General features: G+C 36.6%; 24 protein-coding genes, 1 tRNA gene and 1 pseudogene. 13 read left to right on the plus strand and 13 right to left on the minus strand.

The annotated features are described in order from the left end of the window. Positions 1-160: 160 nt before the first annotated feature. Positions 161-412, minus strand: coding sequence for a DUF3134 domain-containing protein (locus IGQ45_01900; GenBank protein ID MBF2055979.1), 252 nt, complete (start codon positions 410-412; stop codon positions 161-163). 369 nt (positions 413-781) lie between these two features. Between IGQ45_01900 and IGQ45_01905 the strand changes: the two genes are divergently transcribed. The 3 genes from IGQ45_01905 (at position 782) to IGQ45_01915 (ending at position 1,722) form a co-directional block, all read left to right on the plus strand. Further along, positions 782-1,222 (plus strand): 30S ribosomal protein S6, encoded by a 441-nt coding sequence (locus tag IGQ45_01905; GenBank protein MBF2055980.1) that lies wholly within the window; start codon positions 782-784, stop codon positions 1,220-1,222. Positions 1,223-1,239: 17 nt separating this feature from the next. Then, complete coding sequence (locus IGQ45_01910; GenBank protein MBF2055981.1) at positions 1,240-1,596, plus strand: DUF1818 family protein; 357 nt, start codon at positions 1,240-1,242, stop codon at positions 1,594-1,596. A 52-nt stretch (positions 1,597-1,648) separates the two neighbouring features. After that, a tRNA-Pro gene (locus tag IGQ45_01915) sits at positions 1,649-1,722 on the plus strand. Between the two features lie 137 nt (positions 1,723-1,859). On the opposite strand, the gene IGQ45_01920 is transcribed toward IGQ45_01915, so the two are convergent. From IGQ45_01920 to IGQ45_01945, 6 genes are all read right to left on the minus strand, one after another. Next, positions 1,860-2,261: a hypothetical protein gene (locus IGQ45_01920; GenBank protein MBF2055982.1), complete on the minus strand. Its 402-nt coding sequence runs from the start codon at positions 2,259-2,261 to the stop codon at positions 1,860-1,862. Positions 2,262-2,486: 225 nt separating this feature from the next. Beyond that, positions 2,487-3,086, minus strand: a complete 600-nt coding sequence (locus IGQ45_01925) for a hypothetical protein (GenBank protein ID MBF2055983.1) — start codon at positions 3,084-3,086, stop codon at positions 2,487-2,489. Positions 3,087-3,334: 248 nt separating this feature from the next. Then, complete coding sequence (locus tag IGQ45_01930) at positions 3,335-3,697, minus strand: PPC domain-containing protein (GenBank protein ID MBF2055984.1); 363 nt, start codon at positions 3,695-3,697, stop codon at positions 3,335-3,337. Positions 3,698-3,813: 116 nt separating this feature from the next. Then, positions 3,814-4,122 (minus strand): DUF3067 family protein, encoded by a 309-nt coding sequence (locus IGQ45_01935; protein ID MBF2055985.1) that lies wholly within the window; start codon positions 4,120-4,122, stop codon positions 3,814-3,816. A gap of 36 nt (positions 4,123-4,158) precedes the next feature. Next, positions 4,159-4,494: a divalent-cation tolerance protein CutA gene (locus IGQ45_01940; protein MBF2055986.1), complete on the minus strand. Its 336-nt coding sequence runs from the start codon at positions 4,492-4,494 to the stop codon at positions 4,159-4,161. A 308-nt stretch (positions 4,495-4,802) separates the two neighbouring features. Next, positions 4,803-5,210: a hypothetical protein gene (locus tag IGQ45_01945; protein ID MBF2055987.1), complete on the minus strand. Its 408-nt coding sequence runs from the start codon at positions 5,208-5,210 to the stop codon at positions 4,803-4,805. A gap of 85 nt (positions 5,211-5,295) precedes the next feature. Between IGQ45_01945 and IGQ45_01950 the strand changes: the two genes are divergently transcribed. The 3 genes from IGQ45_01950 (at position 5,296) to IGQ45_01960 (ending at position 6,379) form a co-directional block, all read left to right on the plus strand. Next, on the plus strand, positions 5,296-5,727 hold the full coding sequence (locus IGQ45_01950) for a SufE family protein (protein MBF2055988.1): 432 nt from the start codon (positions 5,296-5,298) through the stop codon (positions 5,725-5,727). Between the two features lie 71 nt (positions 5,728-5,798). Continuing rightward, positions 5,799-6,032, plus strand: coding sequence for a DUF433 domain-containing protein (locus IGQ45_01955; protein ID MBF2055989.1), 234 nt, complete (start codon positions 5,799-5,801; stop codon positions 6,030-6,032). Next, positions 6,029-6,379 carry a DUF5615 family PIN-like protein gene (locus tag IGQ45_01960; GenBank protein ID MBF2055990.1) on the plus strand — a complete coding sequence of 117 codons (351 nt, stop codon included), beginning with the start codon at positions 6,029-6,031 and terminating at the stop codon, positions 6,377-6,379. Before IGQ45_01955 ends, IGQ45_01960 begins: the two co-directional genes overlap by 4 nt. Before the next feature lie 28 nt (positions 6,380-6,407). Here IGQ45_01960 and IGQ45_01965 read toward each other — a convergent pair whose 3' ends face one another. Further along, positions 6,408-7,190: a glycosyltransferase family 2 protein gene (locus tag IGQ45_01965; protein ID MBF2055991.1), complete on the minus strand. Its 783-nt coding sequence runs from the start codon at positions 7,188-7,190 to the stop codon at positions 6,408-6,410. 98 nt (positions 7,191-7,288) lie between these two features. On the opposite strand from IGQ45_01965, the gene IGQ45_01970 reads away from it, so the two are divergent. The 3 genes from IGQ45_01970 (at position 7,289) to IGQ45_01980 (ending at position 11,055) form a co-directional block, all read left to right on the plus strand. After that, positions 7,289-8,455: a methyltransferase domain-containing protein gene (locus tag IGQ45_01970; GenBank protein ID MBF2055992.1), complete on the plus strand. Its 1,167-nt coding sequence runs from the start codon at positions 7,289-7,291 to the stop codon at positions 8,453-8,455. A 103-nt stretch (positions 8,456-8,558) separates the two neighbouring features. Continuing rightward, positions 8,559-9,548, plus strand: coding sequence for an arsenosugar biosynthesis radical SAM protein ArsS (arsS, locus tag IGQ45_01975; GenBank protein MBF2055993.1), 990 nt, complete (start codon positions 8,559-8,561; stop codon positions 9,546-9,548). A gap of 388 nt (positions 9,549-9,936) precedes the next feature. Further along, positions 9,937-11,055, plus strand: a complete 1,119-nt coding sequence (locus tag IGQ45_01980; GenBank protein ID MBF2055994.1) for a site-2 protease family protein — start codon at positions 9,937-9,939, stop codon at positions 11,053-11,055. Between the two features lie 193 nt (positions 11,056-11,248). On the opposite strand, the gene tsaD is transcribed toward IGQ45_01980, so the two are convergent. Next, positions 11,249-12,307, minus strand: coding sequence for a tRNA (adenosine(37)-N6)-threonylcarbamoyltransferase complex transferase subunit TsaD (gene tsaD / locus IGQ45_01985; protein ID MBF2055995.1), 1,059 nt, complete (start codon positions 12,305-12,307; stop codon positions 11,249-11,251). A gap of 162 nt (positions 12,308-12,469) precedes the next feature. On the opposite strand from tsaD, the gene IGQ45_01990 reads away from it, so the two are divergent. Both IGQ45_01990 and IGQ45_01995 read left to right on the plus strand, forming a co-directional pair. Beyond that, a complete protein-coding gene (locus IGQ45_01990; protein MBF2055996.1) occupies positions 12,470-12,976 on the plus strand; it encodes a Photosystem I reaction center subunit III in 507 nt (168 codons plus the stop codon). 38 nt (positions 12,977-13,014) lie between these two features. Further along, positions 13,015-13,143, plus strand: coding sequence for a photosystem I reaction center subunit IX (locus IGQ45_01995; GenBank protein MBF2055997.1), 129 nt, complete (start codon positions 13,015-13,017; stop codon positions 13,141-13,143). Positions 13,144-13,259: 116 nt separating this feature from the next. Here the strand turns inward: IGQ45_01995 and IGQ45_02000 are convergent. Next, positions 13,260-14,365 (minus strand): annotated as a pseudogene (locus IGQ45_02000) (ISAs1 family transposase). A gap of 503 nt (positions 14,366-14,868) precedes the next feature. Between IGQ45_02000 and IGQ45_02005 the strand changes: the two are divergent. Then, positions 14,869-16,356: a restriction endonuclease gene (locus tag IGQ45_02005; protein ID MBF2055998.1), complete on the plus strand. Its 1,488-nt coding sequence runs from the start codon at positions 14,869-14,871 to the stop codon at positions 16,354-16,356. 668 nt (positions 16,357-17,024) lie between these two features. Here the strand turns inward: IGQ45_02005 and IGQ45_02010 are convergent. After that, a complete protein-coding gene (locus IGQ45_02010) occupies positions 17,025-17,342 on the minus strand; it encodes a hypothetical protein (GenBank protein MBF2055999.1) in 318 nt (105 codons plus the stop codon). Between the two features lie 452 nt (positions 17,343-17,794). Here IGQ45_02010 and IGQ45_02015 point away from each other — a divergent pair, with 452 nt between their 5' ends. Next, the gene (locus tag IGQ45_02015) at positions 17,795-18,982 is read left to right on the plus strand and encodes a DUF4336 domain-containing protein (protein ID MBF2056000.1); all 1,188 of its coding nucleotides are present in this window, start codon (positions 17,795-17,797) and stop codon (positions 18,980-18,982) included. Positions 18,983-19,012: 30 nt separating this feature from the next. Here IGQ45_02015 and IGQ45_02020 read toward each other — a convergent pair whose 3' ends face one another. Beyond that, a complete protein-coding gene (locus tag IGQ45_02020; GenBank protein ID MBF2056001.1) occupies positions 19,013-19,606 on the minus strand; it encodes a hypothetical protein in 594 nt (197 codons plus the stop codon). Between the two features lie 244 nt (positions 19,607-19,850). Next, positions 19,851-20,330, minus strand: a complete 480-nt coding sequence (locus IGQ45_02025) for a low molecular weight phosphotyrosine protein phosphatase (protein ID MBF2056002.1) — start codon at positions 20,328-20,330, stop codon at positions 19,851-19,853. Positions 20,331-20,417 lie beyond the last annotated feature (87 nt).

Below are 20,417 nucleotides of genomic sequence, written 5' to 3' on the forward strand. Positions count from 1 at the left end.
GGAGGTTTCAGGTAGCAGGTTTCAGGTTTAAAACCCTTCCCTAAATAGACTCTTGTACAAGAAAAAGATCAATAAACATAAGTTTCTTGTCAATTCTTTAACCTAACACCGCGACACCCGACACCAACAATTAATTCTATTTTTGCGTAACATCAGTTATTTAGATTAAATCTTCATCGTCATCTAAATCATCGTCTAAATCAGCATCAAAGTCATCGTCTTCCCCGTCAATCAATTCTGAAATTTCTTCATCTTCTGAAGCTGGTAAGAGGATGACTTTTTCTTCTTTTTCTTCTCGGTAAATGATTCGATTATTACTTTCTAGCCATTCTAGCAGAGAACCTTCTTGTTTTAATGGGATGACGGGCGCTGGTTCGTAGCGTTTTTCTTGTCGTAGAGCAGGGTTTTTCATAAACGAAAGCCATAATGGTTTTTGATCACAGTCTTATATCTTAGCAAATTTGCTCCTCTCTGCCAAGTTCAAAATATGAATTAGGCTTTGCTGAAAAAGTGGTGTCGTTAAGAGAAGTGGGAAGTGGATAGTGGGCAGTGGATAGTGAGTAATGGGTAATGAGTTAACTAACCCCTAATTCCTAGTTAGGTGGTTTTGATTTATTCAGCAAATAGGACTTATGAATTGATAATTTCCTTTGCCTTTTGCTCAATTATTAATTATCCATCTTCCATAGAAAACTGCTATAATATAGAATTTGGCAGTAATTAACCTTGCTTCTTTAAGTAAAGGAAGCCATTTTTTGTCCACAAGGAGATTTTTAAGAGAATGACTGTAACCTATGAATTAATGTTTATTTTGCGCCCTGATTTAAGTCAAGAGCAAGTAAACCAACAAATGCGCAAATATCGTGATTTACTCAAGCAGTTTGGTGCCGACAAAGTATCCATGGAAGTTTGGGGTAAACGCCGTTTAGCTTATGAAATTAACCGTTTTCAAGATGGTGTTTATATCTTATGTTACTTTACAGGGGATGGTACACAAGTAGCGCCCGTCGAACGAGATATGCGTCTAAGTGAGGAAGTAATTCGTTACTTGACTACTAAACATGAAAAAGGTTTAGAATTTGAGGAAAAAGATGTTCCTGAAGCACCAGAAGCGGTTGCACCTCCGACAGCGCCCGTCACCCCTACTGAAGCACCCGAAAGTAGCGAGGAAACCACCGTAGAGGAAGTAACCGAAGCAGATAGCAATTCCGAAGAAGAATAATTTTCAGGGGGTAGATTTTGCTCAAAAAAGGTCAAGGATGGCGCTTAGGATGGCGAGAAGATGATCGTCTTTACCCGGCTTTGATCGGCTCTGATACATGGGCGCTAGAATTGACTAAAGCAGAAATGACTGATTTTTGTCGTCTTTTACCCCAGCTTTCTGATAGTATGTCAGCCATGACAGAATACCTCATGGCAGAAGAAACTATTTCCTGTGAAGTAGAAACCCCTTTGATGTGGTTAGGTGCTGATGGTTATTGTCATCATTTTTCCGTAAGAATTATTTTGCATACAGGGAGGGGCGCTGAAGGTTATTGGGAAGCAAAAGCTATCCCAGAATTACTCAGCGCCCTTCAATGCTTAAAATCTTACTAACCTTGACAAAAAGTGATTGTAAGTGCTATAATAGTTCACTGTTGTAAAACAACGGGGCGTAGCGCAGCTTGGTAGCGCACCACTTTGGGGTAGTGGGGGTCGTGGGTTCAAATCCCGCCGCTCCGATATAATAAATTAAGTTTTAAACTTGTGGACACCTAGTACATCAAAGATGAATCCTTCTCTTCTGTTACTCTAACTAGGGTCTATTAAATAACAAACCTCATAATTGTCAATTATCCATTGTCAATTGTCAATTTAAGCTACTTACTAGCTTCGGCGGTGGCAGGTTCTTCTTCAAATTGTAATAGTTTACGGTAAAATTGCTGCGAAAAATCAACGTGTCGATTTTTTTTAAAATTTTTAATTAATAAAATTAAGTATTGTACAAATTGAGAATTAGATAAATTAATTTCATAATTCAAATCAGCACTACCATCGAATTGTAAGCGACAACGAGTTAATTCTGATGGTAAACGGGAAACATACCAAATCGCCACAAAAGGAATACTTTGATTCCCCTCAATTACTCTTTCCCCCTCTAAATAGCCTTGTTGATAGAGACTTAGGGCATAAGGTAAAGTTTCATGCTGATCTTTTCCGTAATAAGGCTGATACATTAAAGTATCTCCTTTACTCGCTGGTTGTAGTTTTTCGATGGACATGGTGTCTTAATGGATAATGGATAATTGAATAGGTTAGCTAACTTAATTCTCGGTTATATTCGACTTGTTGTGAGTTAAATATCTGCGTATGTGAAACCCTGATTAAATAAAGGCTAAATTTTGTAAAAAACCTATTCCGCAATAACTTTATCTTACATCGCCAAGAATCGGGCTAGAAGCCCGAAATAGAGTGAAAGGGTTTTAAACTCTCCATGATGGTTCAGTTTAGCTAATTTTTTTGACAGAGGAAGAAAACTTTAATTTTTGAGCAATTAAAACATTATGAACTACCATTAATGCTATAGTCCATAAAGCATTAACAGAGAAAACTTGCCACAATACAGCAAGATTAAAACCGTGTAAACCACCTAAAACAGCGCCCCCCACCCAAATCATGGCTTGATAAGCGATGTAACCAATCATGAGAGAGGCAAATATAGAAATAAGATACTGACGGAAACTACTACTATATCGCTCAAATCGAAATAAACCAAACATAGTGGCTAATAATCCCCCCAATAAAATTACGACTCCCCAGGCAAAGGTACTAAAATCTAAAGGATAATCGCGCATGGTAAAACCAATTACTTGATTGACTAACCACATCAATAAAATTGTGATGATGGCTTTGCTCTTAGAAAGACTGGTGGATGCTAACGCACCAAAACCCACTAGAGGCAAGGCACAAGTAAAAACCACATTACTGAAACTACCCAAAGCAAGAAGACTAAAAAACCATATACTACTGTTGTTAACTGTCTTTTGACAATTTACCCAGTTAATTTTATCAGCATCATCGGGAAATCTGGAAATGGAAAGAGTCATATAAAATACCTCATTGATAATATTTGTGTAAAAATTTCCCTTATTCGGTAGGGAGTTGTGAAAGTTGGGGTAAAGTTGAAAAAAGGATCAGCATCATTGATTATACAATTAATCAGGATAGTAAGACTAGGATAAGCTAAGACGCATTTAACTCCCATTGTTACCTAATTTTTTAGTAGCTCAAAATCTTAATTATTGCCTTTTGCCCATGCTCATTTAATGACTCAAAGGCAAACTGGCTAATGATTTTATGGGGTGACGCCAATTTCCTGCATTTTTGCCACTCGGATAGTAAAGTCACCTCCTCCGGTAAGAGCAAAAGAGCGCACCCTAATGATATATTTTCCCTCAGTGGTAATGGTAGTAAATAAAAGGGAATTAGTTGAGCCGTCAGGTGCATCGTCATTTTCAGCTACAGTTTGACCATCTTCTGTCATTAAAATTACAATAGTATCAAATTGATCTGAAATTATCTCAATTAAGATTCGGTCTTTTTCTTTCAGGTTAACAGCGTAATCCCTCGCAAATCCCCCATCCCCAGTGGGAATGTCTTGGTTAGAGAGTTTATCCTCAACAGTTTCTCCTAAAATAATTGGTAAAGGTTGATACACTCTAGGCGGTGGTAATTGAGCGTTGGCATTAGTGATATTAATTAACCCTAGATTGGCTAAAGTGAAGATTATCAGTAAAGGGTGACGGGCGCTGGGCATAAAGTTTTGTTTATTTATTATAAAATCCACTCAGAAACACGATCTCCCAAATCTAAGTTAATACTAATTGCTTTGCCTAAACGGGGTCTATTTTTGCTTTCGAGGATACCTGTTTCCACTTGTGCCACTACTCCCCAAGCGTTAAGATAAGTAGTGATTTGTTCTAGATGGGCATAATATTCTGTTTCGCTAAGGGGAAAAGAGTTTTGTTGTAGATACTTCCACATGACTTGAAAATAAATACGGTCTTTAATTTTTAACACCTGTACATCATAAGAATAGCCCCATTTATCAAAAATTAACCGATGTAAGTCTTCACCTGTCATATTTACCCATTAAAAATTTAGAAGTTAGTCAATATTTTAACCTTCTTGGGTCGTTTGTACGGAATTTTTTAACCACTGCAAATAAGCCATCGAACCATTAACGATGGGTAAGGCAATGATTTCTGGGACTTCATAACTATGTATTTCTCTAATTTTAGCGGCAAGGGCGCTAAATTTACTTAAATCAGTCTTGATGGTTAATTGCCACTCTTCATCACAGCATAATTTCTCTTGCCATTTATAAACGGAGGTGACAGGATAAAAATTAACACAAGCCGCCAAATTATCTTCAATTAGTGCTGATGAAACTTTATGGGCTTCTTCTTCTGAGGCTACCGTTACTAATACTATGCCTAAATTTTTAAATTCCATGTTATGTCAAGTTCGGATAATTAGTTAGGGTTTGCTGAAAAAGCATCTTGGGTGTTAGTAGGGCAAGAGGCAAAAGGGAAGATAATTAATTACTGACGTTACGCACTGATTCAAATGTTACGTTAAGGGAGGTTTCAGGTAGCAGGTTTCAGGTTTAAAACCCTTCCCTCCATAGACTCTTGTACAACAAAAAGATCAATAAACATAAGTTTCTTGTCAATTCTTTAACCTAATACCTAATACCTGACACCAACAATTAATTCTATATTTTGCGTAACATCAGTTAATTATCAATTGTCAATGATCCGTTATTTATCAGTTATGGTGAGGGTAAAAGGAAATTCAGCGCCCTCCGCCTCCCCTACATATATTTTATACTGCCCAGCCGTCCAAACGCCCTTCATTTCTGGTAATTTTCCAGCGCCCACATCCCCTAAAATACAAAAACGATCATTACTTTTTGGACCTATAATCAAAAGAGTAGGTTTTCCCCCAGAGGCTTGAAGTCGCACATTGAGTTTGTAAGACTTTTGAGATAAATTAATAATATGATTGGGTTGTGACGAAATATAACCGCAATCGCCACTGTTAACTTTTCCGCCTGTTTTACCAGTAATTTCTTGCATGGGTATAGCAAAAAGGGGAAGGGCGCTGATTATTACTCCCACACTTAACACTGTGGAAGTGATAAAAAGGGAAAAAACTTTACTTTTCATGATCGTTCACCTGTTTTTTTGCTGTCTTCTATCCTAGACTAGAAAGTGTCGTAAAAAGTTCTCACCAATTTACAAATCCATTACAATGTCTTTAAATTCTACATCTCAACCCGAAAAATTAGCCAAAATTGTTGACAAATTTAAACGTAGAGATAATCCCAAACAAAAATACGAACAGTTACTTTGGTATGCCAAAAAATTAACTCCCCTTCCCGAAGAAGCTAAAACCCCAGAAAATAAAGTCAGTGGTTGTGTCTCTCAAGTTTATGTTACTGCGGAAATGAAGGAAGGTAACATTTATTATCAAGGGGATTCTGACGCGCAATTAGTGAAAGGTTTAGTGGCTTTTTTAATTGAAGGTTTAAATGGCGCTACTCCCCAAGAAATTATTAATCTCAATCCTGATTTTATCGCCGAAACTGGATTACAAGCTAGTTTAACTCCTTCTCGCGCCAATGGTTTTCTTAATATTCTCAAAAAAATGCAACAGTTAGCGCTTAATGAGACAATTATTTAGAGTGTAATGCTAAAGTTTTGTAATCGATTATTGAGCAATCATGAATTTATTTAAGAAGAAAAATAAGAATGATTAGTAATAAACAAGAATTATTGAATAGGATAACGTTTAATCCTCAACAATGTGGCGGTAAACCTTGCATTCGAGGCATGAGAATTAGAGTTTCTGATATTTTAGAAATGTTAGCTTTAAATATAGAAAATGACGAAATTTTAACAGATTTTCCTGATTTGGAATTGCAAGACATTCAAGCCTGTCTTATTTTTGCTCTACAATATACTAATATTCCACGATTGACGGCATGAAGTTTTGGATTGATGCACAATTACCACCACAGTTAGCTGATTGGCTAAAAGAAACTTTCTTGGTAGAGGCTTTTTCTCTGAGGGATTTGGGTTTAAGAGATGCCGAAGATAGAGAAATTTTTGAAAAAGCAAAATCAGAAGAAGTTATCATAATTACGAAGGATAGAGATTTTTTAGAGTTAATTAATCGTTTTAATTCTCCTCCTCAAATTTTATGGGTTACTTGTGGTAACGTAACTAATCGCAGTTTAAAAATCATTTTTGCTGAAACGTTTGTTTCCGCTTTGGAGTTATTTAAACAGGGAGAAAAGATTGTAGAAATTGGAGATAAGTATAATCAAATATAAATACAAAAAAACCCGAAGTTACATACAACTACTTTTGTTTCAAATCATATTCCATCAATTTAATTGATAGTAATAACTCTACAAAGGTGCGCTGAAATGTGTAATATAAACCGCGCCAACCGTCAAAAATTAATTGTTTATAAAACAGACAATAAAAAAAGATGATGAAGGGCGCTATTACTTTACGTTGACGAATTTTATCCCTTAAATCTAATTCAGTGCTTGATGTTTGCCTTAATTTCTCTGTTTCTAGGTTTAAATATCTATCCTGCGCCCACAACCAGCGCCCGACTGACTTGCGGTCATCATGATATATGATTGATTTTAGTGTGCCATACTCTCCCTGTAGTTGCAAAATTTGAGTGTGACCATCATCAATATAGCGCCCTTCACCGTTTTTAAATAAGACGATGCGAGGGGTTAAGTTATCTTTGCGTAAAGGATGCCCAAATACACAGTATTTAAAACCCACACTGTAACCGTTGTCAGAGGATGATGGGCTAAAAGATTTTAATTCAGTTAATAATTCTTCACTGAGAATATAATCAGCATCAAGAGTTAATACCCATTCGGTTTTTACTTCATCTAAGCCAAAATTCCACTGTTGGGCATGGGTGTCAAAGGTGCGCTGAATAACCCGACATTGAGGATATTGGGCAATAATTTCTAAGGTTTTATCGTTACTGTAACTATCAATAATCACAATTTCTTTTGCCCATGTTAGACGTTGCAAAGTGCGCTGGATATTCGCTTCTTCGTTGTAAGTTAGAATTAGTGGGGTAACGTGATCGAGAAATTGTGTTTTATTCATCGTTGATTCTGATAGCTTTGTCAGGTTAATTTAAGATTAAATTAAGCGATATTCACTTAAACTATAAATTATTGCTAGTTCATTATAGGTGAGATTGTATGGGATACGATGTAGAAACTTCGGTAATCAAGAGATATGAGGAGGGCGCTAAACAGCCTCAACCTAGTTTATGTTGTCCAACTCAATATGATGATCAATATCTCCAGATTATCCCTGATGAAATTATCGCCAAAGATTATGGTTGTGGTGATCCCACTCGCTACGTTAATCCGGGTGAAATTGTCCTTGATTTGGGATCGGGCGCTGGAAAAAACTGCTATATCATAGCTCAAAAGGTGGGCGCTACTGGTCAAGTAATCGGTGTTGATTTTAATGATGAAATGCTTAATCTTGCCCGTAAATATCAAGATCAAATTGCTGATCAATTAGGATACCATAATGTGCAGTTTGTCAAGGGTAAAATTCAAGATTTAAAGTTACCTTTAGCCAAAGTTGAAGAATATTTATCTAATCATACTATTGCTAATTTAGACCAGTTAAGAGAGTTTGAGGGGATGGGCGCTTTTTGGCGTGAAAATGAGCCTTTAATTAATGATAATTCTATTGATGTGGTCGTTTCTAATTGTGTTTTAAATTTGGTTAAATCAGATGATAAAAGACAACTTTTTAACGAAATTTATCGAGTCTTAAAAAAAGGTGGTCGGGCAGTTATTTCTGATATAGTTTCTGATGAAAATATCCCCCAAGAAATGATGAATGATCCTGATCTATGGAGTGGTTGTTTGGCGGGCGCTTTTCGGGAAGATTTATTTTTGAAAATGTTTGCTGATGCTGGTTTTTATGGTATAGAAATTATTGATCGTCAAGACACTCCTTGGCAGGTAATTAATGGTATTGAATTTCGATCTTTAACTGTTAGGGCTTATAAAGGTAAAGAGGGAGAATGCAAGGAAAGAAATCAAGCGGTAATTTATAAAGGTCCTTGGCGTAAGGTAGAAGATGATGATGGTCATGTGTTTTATCGGGGGGAAAGAATGGCGGTTTGTGATAAAACTTTTAATATTTTAACTGAGGAAAATAGCCCTTATCAAAATAGTATAATTCCTGTCTCTCCTTTACAAGAAATACCTTTAGAAAATGCTACTGATTTTAATTGTCAAACTAACAGAAGGGGGCAGAAAAAAGCAGCTTTAAGAAGTCCTCAAGAAACGAAAGGAAATTATTATATTGATAATAAAATCGAGAGTAAACCTTCTTGTTGTTAATATCGCAGGTTTACCCTCACCCCCTCTGCCATAAAAAATTTACCCTCACCCCCAACCCCTCTCCCATAGGAGAGGGGAGTAATATCTCAAGCAAATAAAAAGAATGATTTTAACTGAAAAAAAAGTAACTAATTTTAAGAACAAAGTAAAGCAATTAAAAAAAGATAAGATAACAGTATTACAAATTAATTTAGGGCGTAAATGTAATCTTAGTTGTAGTCATTGTCATGTGGAAGCATCGCCCATAAGAACAGAAGATTTAAGCGATAAAGTGGTTAATCAATTATTAGCGATAATTGATAAATTTCCACAAATTCAAACGGTGGATTTGACGGGGGGGGCGCCGGAAATGCACAATGGTTTTAGAGAGATTGTCATTCTAGCGAACAAAAAAAATAAGGAAGTTATTGTTAGGTCAAATTTAACTATTTTTTATGCTAATAGTTATGAAGATTTACCGCAATTTTTTGCTAAAAATAAAGTGAGAGTAGTGGCTTCTTTACCTTGTTACTTGGAGGATAATGTAGATAAACAGAGAGGAAAAGGTGTTTATCATGATTCTATCAGCGCCCTCCAAACTTTAAACAAACTTGGCTATGGTAGCAAAAAAGATTTGGTAATTGATTTAGTTTATAATCCACCATTACCGAAAGATAAAAATTTCAGGTTAACACCGAATCAACAACAACTAGAAAAAGATTATAAAAAATATTTACTGGATAATTTTGGTATTAAATTTAACCAACTATTAACTATCACTAATTTACCTATTGGTAGAACAAAGTTTTATTTAGATAAACATAATTTAACCGATAGTTATTTAGAATTTTTAGAAGATAACTTTAACTCAGCAACATTACCATTTTTAATGTGTAAAAATCAGTTATCGGTGGATTATTTAGGAAATATTTATGATTGTGACTTTAATCAAGTGACAGGAGTTAATTCTCTTAATGAAAAAAGAGAAAAAATCACTTTAGAAACAATCTTAAAAGAGAATAATCTTGATATAATTAAAACAATTCAAACTCCCAATCATTGTTATGGATGCACCGCAGGGAGTGGCTCTAGTTGTGGGGGCGCTATTATTTAGGTAGGCGTGAATTTAAGTCGTTAGCTGAAAGTAGGCAATAGGTGAGCGTTTAAGTCATAAGGCAAGTTAAGTTAGATCAAGTCCATTTGATCAGCCGAAGGCTGCCGCTGCGCGATCACTTACAATTCAGTAATATCAATATTTTAGTTCAATTTATTGAACGAAAAACTGTTGGTTCCGTGTAATTCATTACACGGTGGGTAAATTGCGAAGATGCAATCTATTTATAACTAATTATCCGAACCTGATATTATATCCGTCTTAGCTTAGTTTTAATGAGACAGAAAAGAAATCCACACCAAAATAGAGCAATTACCGTTAATAGTTATCAAAAATAATCTTTTAAAATATAACTAACAAAAGGAATTTTTCAGGAGCATAAAGAATTATGAACGGTAACATCAGGGTAGGCAACTTATTTGGTATTCCCTTCTATATCAATCCCTCATGGTTTTTAGTATTAGGTTTAATGACACTCACCTATGGGGGACAATTAGCATATAGTACAAGTCTATCAGGAATTTTCCCTTGGGTAGTGGGTTTAATGGCATCCCTACTGTTATTCGCTTCAGTATTAGCGCACGAATTAGGGCATAGTTTCGTGGCAATTTCTCAGGGAATAGAAGTAAAATCCATCACTTTATTTATTTTCGGTGGTTTAGCATCTTTAGAAAGAGAGTCAAAAACTCCTGCGGGCGCTTTTTTTGTTGCCATTGCTGGACCTTTAGTTAGTATAATTCTATTCGGTTTATTTACCGCTATTCAAGTAACTACTCCTTTACCAGTTGCTTTATCGTTAGTGGTATCTTTATTAGCTTACATTAATTTGATTTTGGCATTATTTAACATGATTCCGGGTTTACCCCTTGATGGTGGTAATGTCTTAAAAGCCATTGTCTGGAAAGTTACGGGAAATCCTCAAAAAGGTGTTATTTTTGCCAGTCGTTTTGGTCAATTTTTTGGCTGGAGTGCTGTGGTGGTGGGCGCTTTAGGCACTTTAGGCGTGATTCCTTTTGGTAATTTTTGGACTGTATTTATTGGTTGGTTTTTGTTACAAAATGCTGGAAATGCAGCCCAATCAGCACAGTTAGAAGATCGTTTAAACCACTATACAGCAGAAGATGCTCTTACTCCAGAAAGTCCAGTAGTTAAAGATAGCTTAACTTTGAGAGAATTTGCTAATAATTATATTATCGGGAAGCAACCTTGGCGCAAGTTTTTAGTCACTGATGATAACGGTATTTTATCGGGAGTAATGGATATTGAAGATTTGAAGTCAACTTCTACTCATCTTTGGAATGAAACCCTGGTTAAGGATTTAATGAAATCCACTGAAGATGTTAAAACCGTTCACCATAACGTTACCCTGTTAGAAGTAGCCAAAATATTAGAACAACAAAAACAAACTGAATTAACAGTTATCAGGGAAGACGGTAGTGTTTTAGGGTTAATTGAGAAGCAAGGTATTATGAAATTTCTACAAACTACGGCGAAGGGTAATGGATAATGGCAAACTGTTTACATCCCACCGTGTAATGAATTACACGGCTAATACTATTTCGTTCAATAAATTGAACTAAGACATTGATATTACTAATTTCTAAGTGATCGCGCAGCGGCAGCCTTCGGCTGATCAAGCGGATTTGATATGACATTTACTACACGGAAATAGTAAAACTTTATAATTATCCATTGTCTTCCTAAGCTATGAAGAAATAAAGCTCATTAACTTTCTCCAGATTCATCCTCGATGATACTTCTAAAGTGAGAGAAGAGCGTTGCTGACGGCTAAAATGATCGGCGCCCGCACAAGCAATCATGGCGGCATTGTCAGTACAATATTTCAACGGGGGAAAATAAACAGCTAAATTATGTTGCGCACAATGGTGCTGTAATTCTTCCCGTAAACCACTGTTAGCCGCTACTCCTCCCCCTACGGCAATGGTGTCTAAACCTAAATCAAGACACGCACGAATAGCTCTTTTTGTCAAGGCTTGAGCAACAGTTTTTTGAAAACTCGCACATAAATCAGCAATGGGTAAATTATCTTTTCCCTCCGACTTCTCCAGTTGCTTAACTAATCGTAACACAGCCGTTTTTAAACCGCTAAAGCTGGAATCATAGGGGTGAAAGCCTTGATTATTAGGTAAAGAAACGCGCCCTTCTGGCAATTTAAAGGCTTGAGCATTGCCTTGTTTTGCCAATTTATCAATAACAGGACCTCCCGGATAACCAAGGTTAAGTAATCGTGCCACTTTATCAAAGGCTTCCCCTACGGCATCATCACGGGTAGCACCGATATTTTCATAGTTACCACAATCTTTGACATGAATTAAGCTAGTATGACCTCCGGAAACTAATAAACAGAGGAAAGGAGGGTTAAGGTGAGGGGCGCTGAGATAAGAAGCGTAAATATGACCTTCCAAATGGTGAACCCCTAAAAATGGCTTATTATGAACCATCGCAAGGGTTTTTCCTGCCGTAGCGCCCACCATCAAAGAACCGACTAAGCCGGGCGCTACAGTACAAGCGATCCCTTCCACTTCTAACCATGTTAAATTAGCTTGTTGTAACGCTTCAGTAATACAATAGTTAATCATTTCCAGATGCTGACGGGAGGCTAATTCTGGTACAACCCCCCCAAAATTTTCATGTAAGTTAATTTGAGATGCCACTACGTTACTTAAAACTTGCCGATCATTAACAATCGCCACGCTAGTATCATCGCAACTACTTTCAATACCTAAAATAATCGCCATTATGAACTGAATTTGTTAAGAATAATAAACTTTCTTCTTATTACTTTACTGTATTTGCCTAATCGCTGTAATATTGCATTTGAAGCTAATATCATGCTTCAAATTTGTAACAATTTTGTAACAATAAGTTGTTGTTTCATCAGCACAAAGGAAACAATTTTTATGGGTAAAATATTAAGTCTCGTATTAGCATTTACAGTATCTTTGACCCTCTGGGGTAATTTCAGCGCCCCTGCACAAGCAGATTTATCTCATCTTACTCCCTGTAGTGAGTCTGCCGCTTATCAAGCCAAAGCCAAAAACTTCCGTAATACCACCAATGATCCTGAATCTGGGGCGAAGCGCGCTGCCAGATATGCAGAAGCACTTTGTGGACCTGAAGGCTATCCTCATTTAGTCGTAGATGGCAGATTAAATCATGCCGGTGATTTTGTGATCCCCGGTTTACTATTTCTCTATGTAGCTGGTTGGATTGGTTGGGTAGGACGTTCTTACTTAATCGCCATCAGGGGTGATAAAGATGCAGAAATGAAAGAAATTATCATCGATGTACCTTTAGCAATTAATAAAATGTTATTTGGTTTTACTTGGCCTCTCCAAGCCTTTGGTGAACTAACCTCTGGTAAATTAACTGCCAAAGATTCGGAAATTCCTATTTCCCCTCGTTAATTTCTGTTTAAAATTCATACTTGTTAGGAGATTTTTTGATGAAAGGTTTACCTGTTTTCTTGTCCACAGCGCCCGTCTTAATTACTGCATTATTGGTATTTACGGCTGGTTTATTAATCGAATTTAACCGCTTTTTCCCCGATCTTTTATTCCACCCTATGGGATAATTTTGATAAGAAAAATTTAATATATTTCCACAAGGGTAGATTTCTGTGATCTGCCCTTATTTTTTGTAATAAACTTATATTACAAAGGTGAGGGTATGTCTAGGGCAAAGGCATACTCAGGAAGATAAAATTTTGAGCAGATATCTTTTATCCCACCCTGCTTTTAGTGGTTGTGCTTTTTTTCCTCTTCCATACTCTTTTTCTTTATTCAGCAAATTCAGAGCTAGATGACGAATTAAAGCCATATTTTCTGCACTATTGCCCTGTCTAATTCTACTATGGTCTTCTCTCAATGCCACATCTAAACACCAATGTAATTGATTCTCTCCGCCCCAATGACTCCTTACTCCTTGAGCAAATTGTTTTACTCCTTCCTTAAGGCTGGTTAAATAATATCTTCTTTCAATGGTTGTTTCTTTTCCCTTGATTCTTCTTTCTGACTCCACCACACCGATGCTTTTTAGTCCTCGCCATTTTTCACTATCAATTAGATATTCCACATCATTCATCAGCCAATAACGACTAATTTCAATTCTGCCATGTCCTTTTTCAACGGTTTTCCATGATTCATGGTCTATATTTTCAAAATCGTTTTTAACCCCCAGTCAAATAGTTGTTGAACATCTTCACAAATATTTCCCTGGTTTCCCTTTAAACTTAAAATATAATCCGCCTCTTTCGCAATGATGGTTTCGGCAATTTTCTTTTGTGTTCCCATGGCATCAATAGTTACGATACAACCCTTTAAATCCAAAACCTCTAATAATTTAGGAATCGCCGTAATTTCATTGGACTTCTCATCTACTTTTACTTGTGCTAGTACCAAATTATTTTCAGTAGCCCAAGCACTAACCATATGTATGGCTTTTTGATTGTGAGCCGAGTCATAAGAATGACGCAATGTTTTACCATCAATAGCGATGACCTCACCATGTGTAATTTTAGCTACAGCTTCAATCCAACTCAAAAAACATTCTTGTAATTGCTGAGGACATAAACGAGCAAAAACACGAGCAATAGTATCATGAGAAGGAATGCCATGGGGCAATGATAAAAAAGTCTCTAACCATGATTGTTTAGAACGTCCATATTCTTCAATTTCTACCCAAGTGTCTGCACCACAAATAACTGCTAAAATTGTGAGAATAATAATATCTCGAAGTTGGTGTTCAATCAAATAATCGACACGAGGATCATCAACTGGGTCAAAATGCTTCCACAAATCTGATCAAGGATTTACCATACAACTCATCAATGTATTATTTCAGGACAAAAACTAACTTTGTTAGTGTCTCACAAATTTTTAGTATGCGTTCGCCCTGACAAGAATGTGATCAATGTCTCAATACTATTTTTCCTAATCATTAGATAAACTTATAGAAGTTTTGAGAATGAAATAGCCCTGCTCCTAACCCCTCTCCCATAGCAGGGTGTTTTCAAAGTCAGGATCAAAATTGATTTGTTTTTGACAAGAAGACAATATAAGGATGATCCCCCCCAACCCCCCTTAAAAAGGGGGGAGATTCAGGGAGACAGGAGGATTTTTTACTATTAATTGATTTATTAGTAGTTAAAAACCTCTGAATTTCAGATTATTGGCTAGTTTGAGAAACTAACATTTTTGAGAATGAAAACGCCCTGCTCCCATAGGAGAGGGGGGTAAGAAGATAATTGTCTATTTTCTCGTTTCGTTAGATAATTAATACAGTAATCAGGGAAGTTGTGATGACTAATCAATTATTTTACGGTGATAATTTAGATGTTTTACGCAGACATATTAAGGATGAAACTGTAGATTTATGTTACATTGATCCGCCCTTTAATTCTAAGCGCAATTATAACCAAATTTATAATAACATTGGCAAGGAAGATCGCGCCCAAGCTCAGGCTTTTATTGATACTTGGACTTGGGATGATTTGGCTAATCAAGGTTTAGCTGAAATTAAAGAAAATTATTATGGTAAATTCACTGAGCAAGTTATCGCTTTAATCTGCGGCTTGGAAGCGGTTTTGGGTAAGGGTAGTTTGTTTGCTTATCTGGTGAATATGACTCTACGCATCACGGAAATTCACCGAGTTTTGAAGCCTACGGGCAGTTTTTATCTTCATTGTGATCCTACCGCTTCTCATTATTTAAAATTAGTTTTAGATGCTATTTTTTGCTCTCAAGGTGGTGATTTTCAAAATGAAATAATTTGGAGTTATCAAAGATGGACAGGTGCAACTAAACATTTTCAATGTATGCACGATGTGATTTTATTTTATACAAAAGATAAAAAAGAATTTGTTTTTAATATTCAATATGAACCTTATTCATATAAATCTAAACACAAAGCAAAAAGAATATCAAAAGCGGAAAAAGGAAAAGTGATCGAACAACAATATACCGATGATACTAGCAGACAAAAAGCAATGAGAGATGTTTGGGAAATTTCTTATTTAAACTCACAATCAAGAGAAAGATTAGGTTATCCCACACAAAAACCAGAGGCATTATTAGAGAGAATTATTAAAGCCAGTAGCAATGAAGGAGATGTGATATTAGATGCTTTTTGTGGCTGTGGCACAACTATTGCTGTGGCGCAAAGATTGAATCGGCAATGGATAGGCATTGATATAACCTATCAAAGTATCAGTTTAATACTCAAGCGCCTTGAGGATAGCTTTGGTAAGGGAGTTTTGGATAATATTACCCTCAATGGTATTCCCAAAGATATGGCATCGGCAGAGGCGTTAGCGCTGAAAAAAGATGATCGCACTAGAAAAGAGTTTGAAAAATGGGCGGTGCTAACTTATACTAACAATCGTGCGGTTATCAATGACAAGAAGGGCGCTGATCGTGGTATTGATGGGGTGGCGTTTTTTGATGGTGGGAAGGATAAACCAGAAAAAATCATTATCCAAGTGAAATCAGGTAACGTAAAATCGGGGGATATTCGGGATTTACAAGGTACAATGACCCTTAATGATGCTAGTATTGGGGTTTTTATTACGCTGAATGAACCTACTAAGGCAATGATTAAAACAGCAAAGGAAGCGGGAATATATCAAAGTAAGTTTATGAGTAGTTCTATGGATAAGATCAATATAGTGACGGTGAGGGAAATTATTGAGGAACAAAAGCGCCTTGATATTCGATTAGTGTTGGAGGTGTTGAAGGGCGCTGAGAAACAGACGGAAACCCAGGGAAATCAAATGAAAATTAGTTTTTAGCTTTCACAAAACCCTCACCCCCAACCCCTCTCCCGCAGGAGAGGGGAGATTTACTAAATCTTAGATTTTCTATATAAACGGATCTAAAATGACATAAAAGGACAAATAAATAAAAAGTTTGTGAAAGTATTCGATTTCGGTTTCAGAAAAGTAATATTTGATGTACGATAAAGGGAGATTTTGGTTGCCCCTTTTGGGGAAGTACCTTACAAAAATAGGATAGTAATACTATTAACGCTTCCGTGGGTGAAGCAGTCTGTTAAATCAGATAACATAAGTGTCTTAAAAATATTTTTTAAGGCTTTGAGGGATACCTCCTTTTGAGTATTTTACTCAAATGCTATTGCAGTTTATTACGGTATATGCCGTTTTATTCTGCATAAACGTATCAGAAACTGTCCTACATCTCGCTTTGGATTAACCCCTCTAAATCTCCCCTTGAGAAGCAGGGCGTTTTCATTCTCAAAAATGTTAGTTTCTCAAACTAGCCAATAATCTGAAATTCAGAGGTTTTTAACTACTAATAAATCAATTAATAGTAAAAAATCCTCCTGTCTCCCTGTCAACCTGTCTTCTTGTCAAAAACAAATCAATTTTGATCCTGACTTTGAAAATCCCCTGCTTGAGAAGGGGAGACTTTTTTTGTGTGGGTGGAGGGCGCTTTTTACTTAACCGATTAAATCAGGGTAAAGAAGTTTAGTTAACCCGATCAATAGTGCTAGGATTATACCCCCGATCACACTCCTAGCGATAAAGTCGAGATTGTCTAATCTTTTTCCCAACCCGTTTTGTCCTTCCTTGATGGTAGCGATTTCAATTTTAATATCATTTAGCTTACTGTCGAGTAGCTGATAGCGAGTTTCAATCTTTTCGTTTACCTGTTCAAATTTAGAGTTAATCTGTTCAAATTTGGAGTTAATCTGCTCAAATTTAGAGTTAATTAAATCTTTTAACTCCCTCAAGTCGTTATCAGTTACCGTACTCATGATAAGATTTTATTAGTTATTTGTTTATTCTGGGAGTAGTTACCGCTACTCCTAACCCATTTATTTTATCACATAAGCCCCACCCCCTCTCCCACAGCAGGGTGTTTTCAAAGTCGGCATCAAAATGGATTTGTTTAGCACGGGAAGCAGAGGAAGCAAGGGAGAAAGGGAGATTTTTTAGTATTAATTGATTTATTAGTAGTTAAAAACTTCTGAATTTGAGACTATTAGCTAATTTTAGAAACTGAGATTTTTGAGAATGAAAACGCCCTGCTCCCACAGGAGAGGGGCGTAATGAAGGAAGGGTAACAGGAAAGGTGGAGGGCGCTGGGTTTAGCAATTATTGGAGAGGTCTATTTAATGGAAAGAGACAAAAAATAATTCCAACCTTAAAACATAAATTTACGCTATTTTCAAGATATGCTAAATAATTGTTACTAATTGTCGGCACGGTGAGCAAAAATCGAGAACAAAATTGGCGCTGGTGGTTTCTTCTACCGATCTATCCTTATCAAAATCGCCCTACCATTCAAACAGAGGTGATTAAGGATCAAATGTGGACTTTTGAGCAACCCCATGGCTTATTATATGCGGTGGTATCTATCCGCATGACGGTAGTTAAACTCAAGGGGGGAGGATTATTGGTCTATTGTCCCCTAGCGCCCACCGCCCAATGCGTTACTATGGTCAGGGAATTAGAAAATAAGCACGGTAAGATCAAATATATTATTCACTCCACCAGTTCAGGATTAGAACATAAAATATTTGTACCACCCTTCGCGCGCTGTTTTCCCCACGCTGAGATTTATTGTGTGCCGAGTCAGTGGACTTTTCCCCTGCGCCTTCCCCTCAGTTGGGTAGGTTTTCCGACTAATAGAACAAAACTATTACCTCTGGATTGGCGGAGGGCGCCCTTCGCCGATGATTTTGAATATCAGATTTTAGACATCGATTTAACTCAAGGTTCATTTGCCGAAGTAGCCATGTATCACCCCTCTAGCCAGACTTTATTAGTTACCGATACCGTTATCTATGTTCCCGAAAAACCCCCCGAAATCGTCCAATTAGACCCCTTTCCGTTACTGTTTCATGCACGGGAGAGGGCGCTGGATCAATTACCAGATAATGAATATAATCGCCTCAAAGGATGGCAGAGAATCTGCCTATTTGCCCTCTATTTTCGTCCTAGCATGATTGAAACTCTCAGCATTAAACAACTGTGGCAAGATGCCATCAAAGCGCCCGATCGCAGTCGCAAAAACTACTTTGGGTTATATCCCTTTCGGTGGCAACCCCAATGGCAAACCTCATTCCTTGCCATCAGTAACCGCTTATTAGTAGCGCCCATCCTCGAAAGCCTAATCTTACCACAAGCACCCAAAAAAGTCATGGATTGGGTTAATGCTGTGACAAAATGGAATTTTAAACAAGTAATTCCCGCCCATTTTGAAGCGCCCTTCACCGCTACCCCAGCAGAATTTAAACAGGCTTTTAGTTTTCTCTTACCTTCTCAAACCACCCCAGAAAAATTATATCCCAGTGGCAAACGCCAAATTTATCTCAAAGATGCTAATTTTATCCGAGTCTTAGAAAAAAACCTCGTGCGCTGGGGAATTGCTAAACACCCAATGGACAATTGACAATTGATAATTTAGTATTTACGCACCGATTTACCAAATGTGAGGCTCAAAATTTTCACTGTTAGTAATAGTGATATTTTCACCATTTTGTGCCAAAACAAATAAGCCATTTTGAGTAGCATAATTAGCCACTTCATCTTTTACCACCATAGCGCCCACCGCCCCATAAGCCTTCACATCTTGATAGCGAGGCATAAATCTTTTAAACTTACTTAAACGCTCTAAATGTTCATCAATATCTCTTTGATTTAACTTGCTTTTTATTTCCACCAAAACTACTTCCGTATTATTAACTACCAACAAATCAATTTCTAAACCGCCTTCCACCCGTTTCACTGAAATATCAGAATGTAATTCATGAACATCAATGCCCCTTTCTCTAAATAATTTCACCGCCGAAGGGCGCACTTGCCACTCCACATACTCCCCCAATCGATTACCTAAGATGCCCAGTTGTCGGTTAACTTGTTTGATTTGTTGACTTGTTTCTAAGGATGCCTCTTTTAAAACCCTTTCTGTTTCCCGAAAACGTCTTTCTGTCTCTTGAAAACGTCTTTCTGTCTCTTGTTGTGCTTTAGTCAATTCTGCTAGTAGTTTCCAAACTTCATCTGCGGTGGTAGTCATAATCAATATTTTCTTCTTTCTTTTTATATGATTATAACCATTTGGCTCTCTTACTTTGAATATGTAAATTATTAGTTTAGGTAAGAAAAAGTGAACATAAAAAAGGGAAAAGATAATTATTAAATGACAACTTAAATAACTTTTATCGAATAATAAAAGGTTGAAAAAATTGCTTTTTAAGACGAAAGTAAATTTAACGCTATGCCAAATTATCTTTAAATTTACCTGTTGCCCTTTTGAATTTTTAATTTATAGAATAATTATCCTTAATATGATCAAGTAATCCTTGACAAGCATCTAGTAGTAAATCAATCACATAATCAAAGCCAGACTCACCACCGTAATAAGGATCAGGCACTTCTTTATCATTATATTCACGACAAAAAGCGCACATTAACTTAATTTTATGATGATATTTTTTCTTAAGATCAAGAGCTAAAATATCTTGATAATTTGACTTATCCATCGCTAAAATAAGATCATAATATTCGAGGTCAAAATCTTCGATTTGTCTTGATTTTCCTAATAATTCAATACCTCTTTTTTTTGCCGATTCTCTCATTCTAGCGTCAGGTCTCGCCCCGATATGATAATTTGATGTACCTGCTGAATCTAGGATAATTTGATCGTTTAAGCCTTCTTTTTCTAGTAGATGGCGCATAATATTTTCAGCCGAAGGAGAGCGACAAATATTTCCTAAGCACACAAATAGTAATTTAACCATCGATATTTTTATGATAACGTTTCTACAATTTTACACCTAAATTAAACAAGGGGCATAAGCCCCTTGTTTTTTCAACTTTTCCCCTTC

The sequence above is a fragment of the Cyanobacterium sp. T60_A2020_053 genome (assembly GCA_015272165.1).
Classification (GTDB): Bacteria; Cyanobacteriota; Cyanobacteriia; order Cyanobacteriales; family Cyanobacteriaceae; genus Cyanobacterium.

Coding starts and splice junctions, on each gene's coding strand:
- IGQ45_01900 (MBF2055979.1), bottom strand. CDS start 412: ATGAAAAACCCTGCTCTACGACAAGAAAAACGCTACGAACCAGCGCCC.
- IGQ45_01905 (MBF2055980.1), top strand. CDS start 782: ATGACTGTAACCTATGAATTAATGTTTATTTTGCGCCCTGATTTAAGT.
- IGQ45_01920 (MBF2055982.1), bottom strand. CDS start 2,261: ATGTCCATCGAAAAACTACAACCAGCGAGTAAAGGAGATACTTTAATG.
- IGQ45_01925 (MBF2055983.1), bottom strand. CDS start 3,086: ATGACTCTTTCCATTTCCAGATTTCCCGATGATGCTGATAAAATTAAC.
- IGQ45_01935 (MBF2055985.1), bottom strand. CDS start 4,122: ATGACAGGTGAAGACTTACATCGGTTAATTTTTGATAAATGGGGCTAT.
- IGQ45_01940 (MBF2055986.1), bottom strand. CDS start 4,494: ATGGAATTTAAAAATTTAGGCATAGTATTAGTAACGGTAGCCTCAGAA.
- IGQ45_01945 (MBF2055987.1), bottom strand. CDS start 5,210: ATGAAAAGTAAAGTTTTTTCCCTTTTTATCACTTCCACAGTGTTAAGT.
- IGQ45_01950 (MBF2055988.1), top strand. CDS start 5,296: ATGTCTTTAAATTCTACATCTCAACCCGAAAAATTAGCCAAAATTGTT.
- IGQ45_01960 (MBF2055990.1), top strand. CDS start 6,029: ATGAAGTTTTGGATTGATGCACAATTACCACCACAGTTAGCTGATTGG.
- IGQ45_01965 (MBF2055991.1), bottom strand. CDS start 7,190: ATGAATAAAACACAATTTCTCGATCACGTTACCCCACTAATTCTAACT.
- IGQ45_01970 (MBF2055992.1), top strand. CDS start 7,289: ATGGGATACGATGTAGAAACTTCGGTAATCAAGAGATATGAGGAGGGC.
- arsS (MBF2055993.1), top strand. CDS start 8,559: ATGATTTTAACTGAAAAAAAAGTAACTAATTTTAAGAACAAAGTAAAG.
- IGQ45_01980 (MBF2055994.1), top strand. CDS start 9,937: ATGAACGGTAACATCAGGGTAGGCAACTTATTTGGTATTCCCTTCTAT.
- tsaD (MBF2055995.1), bottom strand. CDS start 12,307: ATGGCGATTATTTTAGGTATTGAAAGTAGTTGCGATGATACTAGCGTG.
- IGQ45_01990 (MBF2055996.1), top strand. CDS start 12,470: ATGGGTAAAATATTAAGTCTCGTATTAGCATTTACAGTATCTTTGACC.
- IGQ45_01995 (MBF2055997.1), top strand. CDS start 13,015: ATGAAAGGTTTACCTGTTTTCTTGTCCACAGCGCCCGTCTTAATTACT.
- IGQ45_02005 (MBF2055998.1), top strand. CDS start 14,869: ATGACTAATCAATTATTTTACGGTGATAATTTAGATGTTTTACGCAGA.
- IGQ45_02010 (MBF2055999.1), bottom strand. CDS start 17,342: ATGAGTACGGTAACTGATAACGACTTGAGGGAGTTAAAAGATTTAATT.
- IGQ45_02020 (MBF2056001.1), bottom strand. CDS start 19,606: ATGACTACCACCGCAGATGAAGTTTGGAAACTACTAGCAGAATTGACT.
- IGQ45_02025 (MBF2056002.1), bottom strand. CDS start 20,330: ATGGTTAAATTACTATTTGTGTGCTTAGGAAATATTTGTCGCTCTCCT.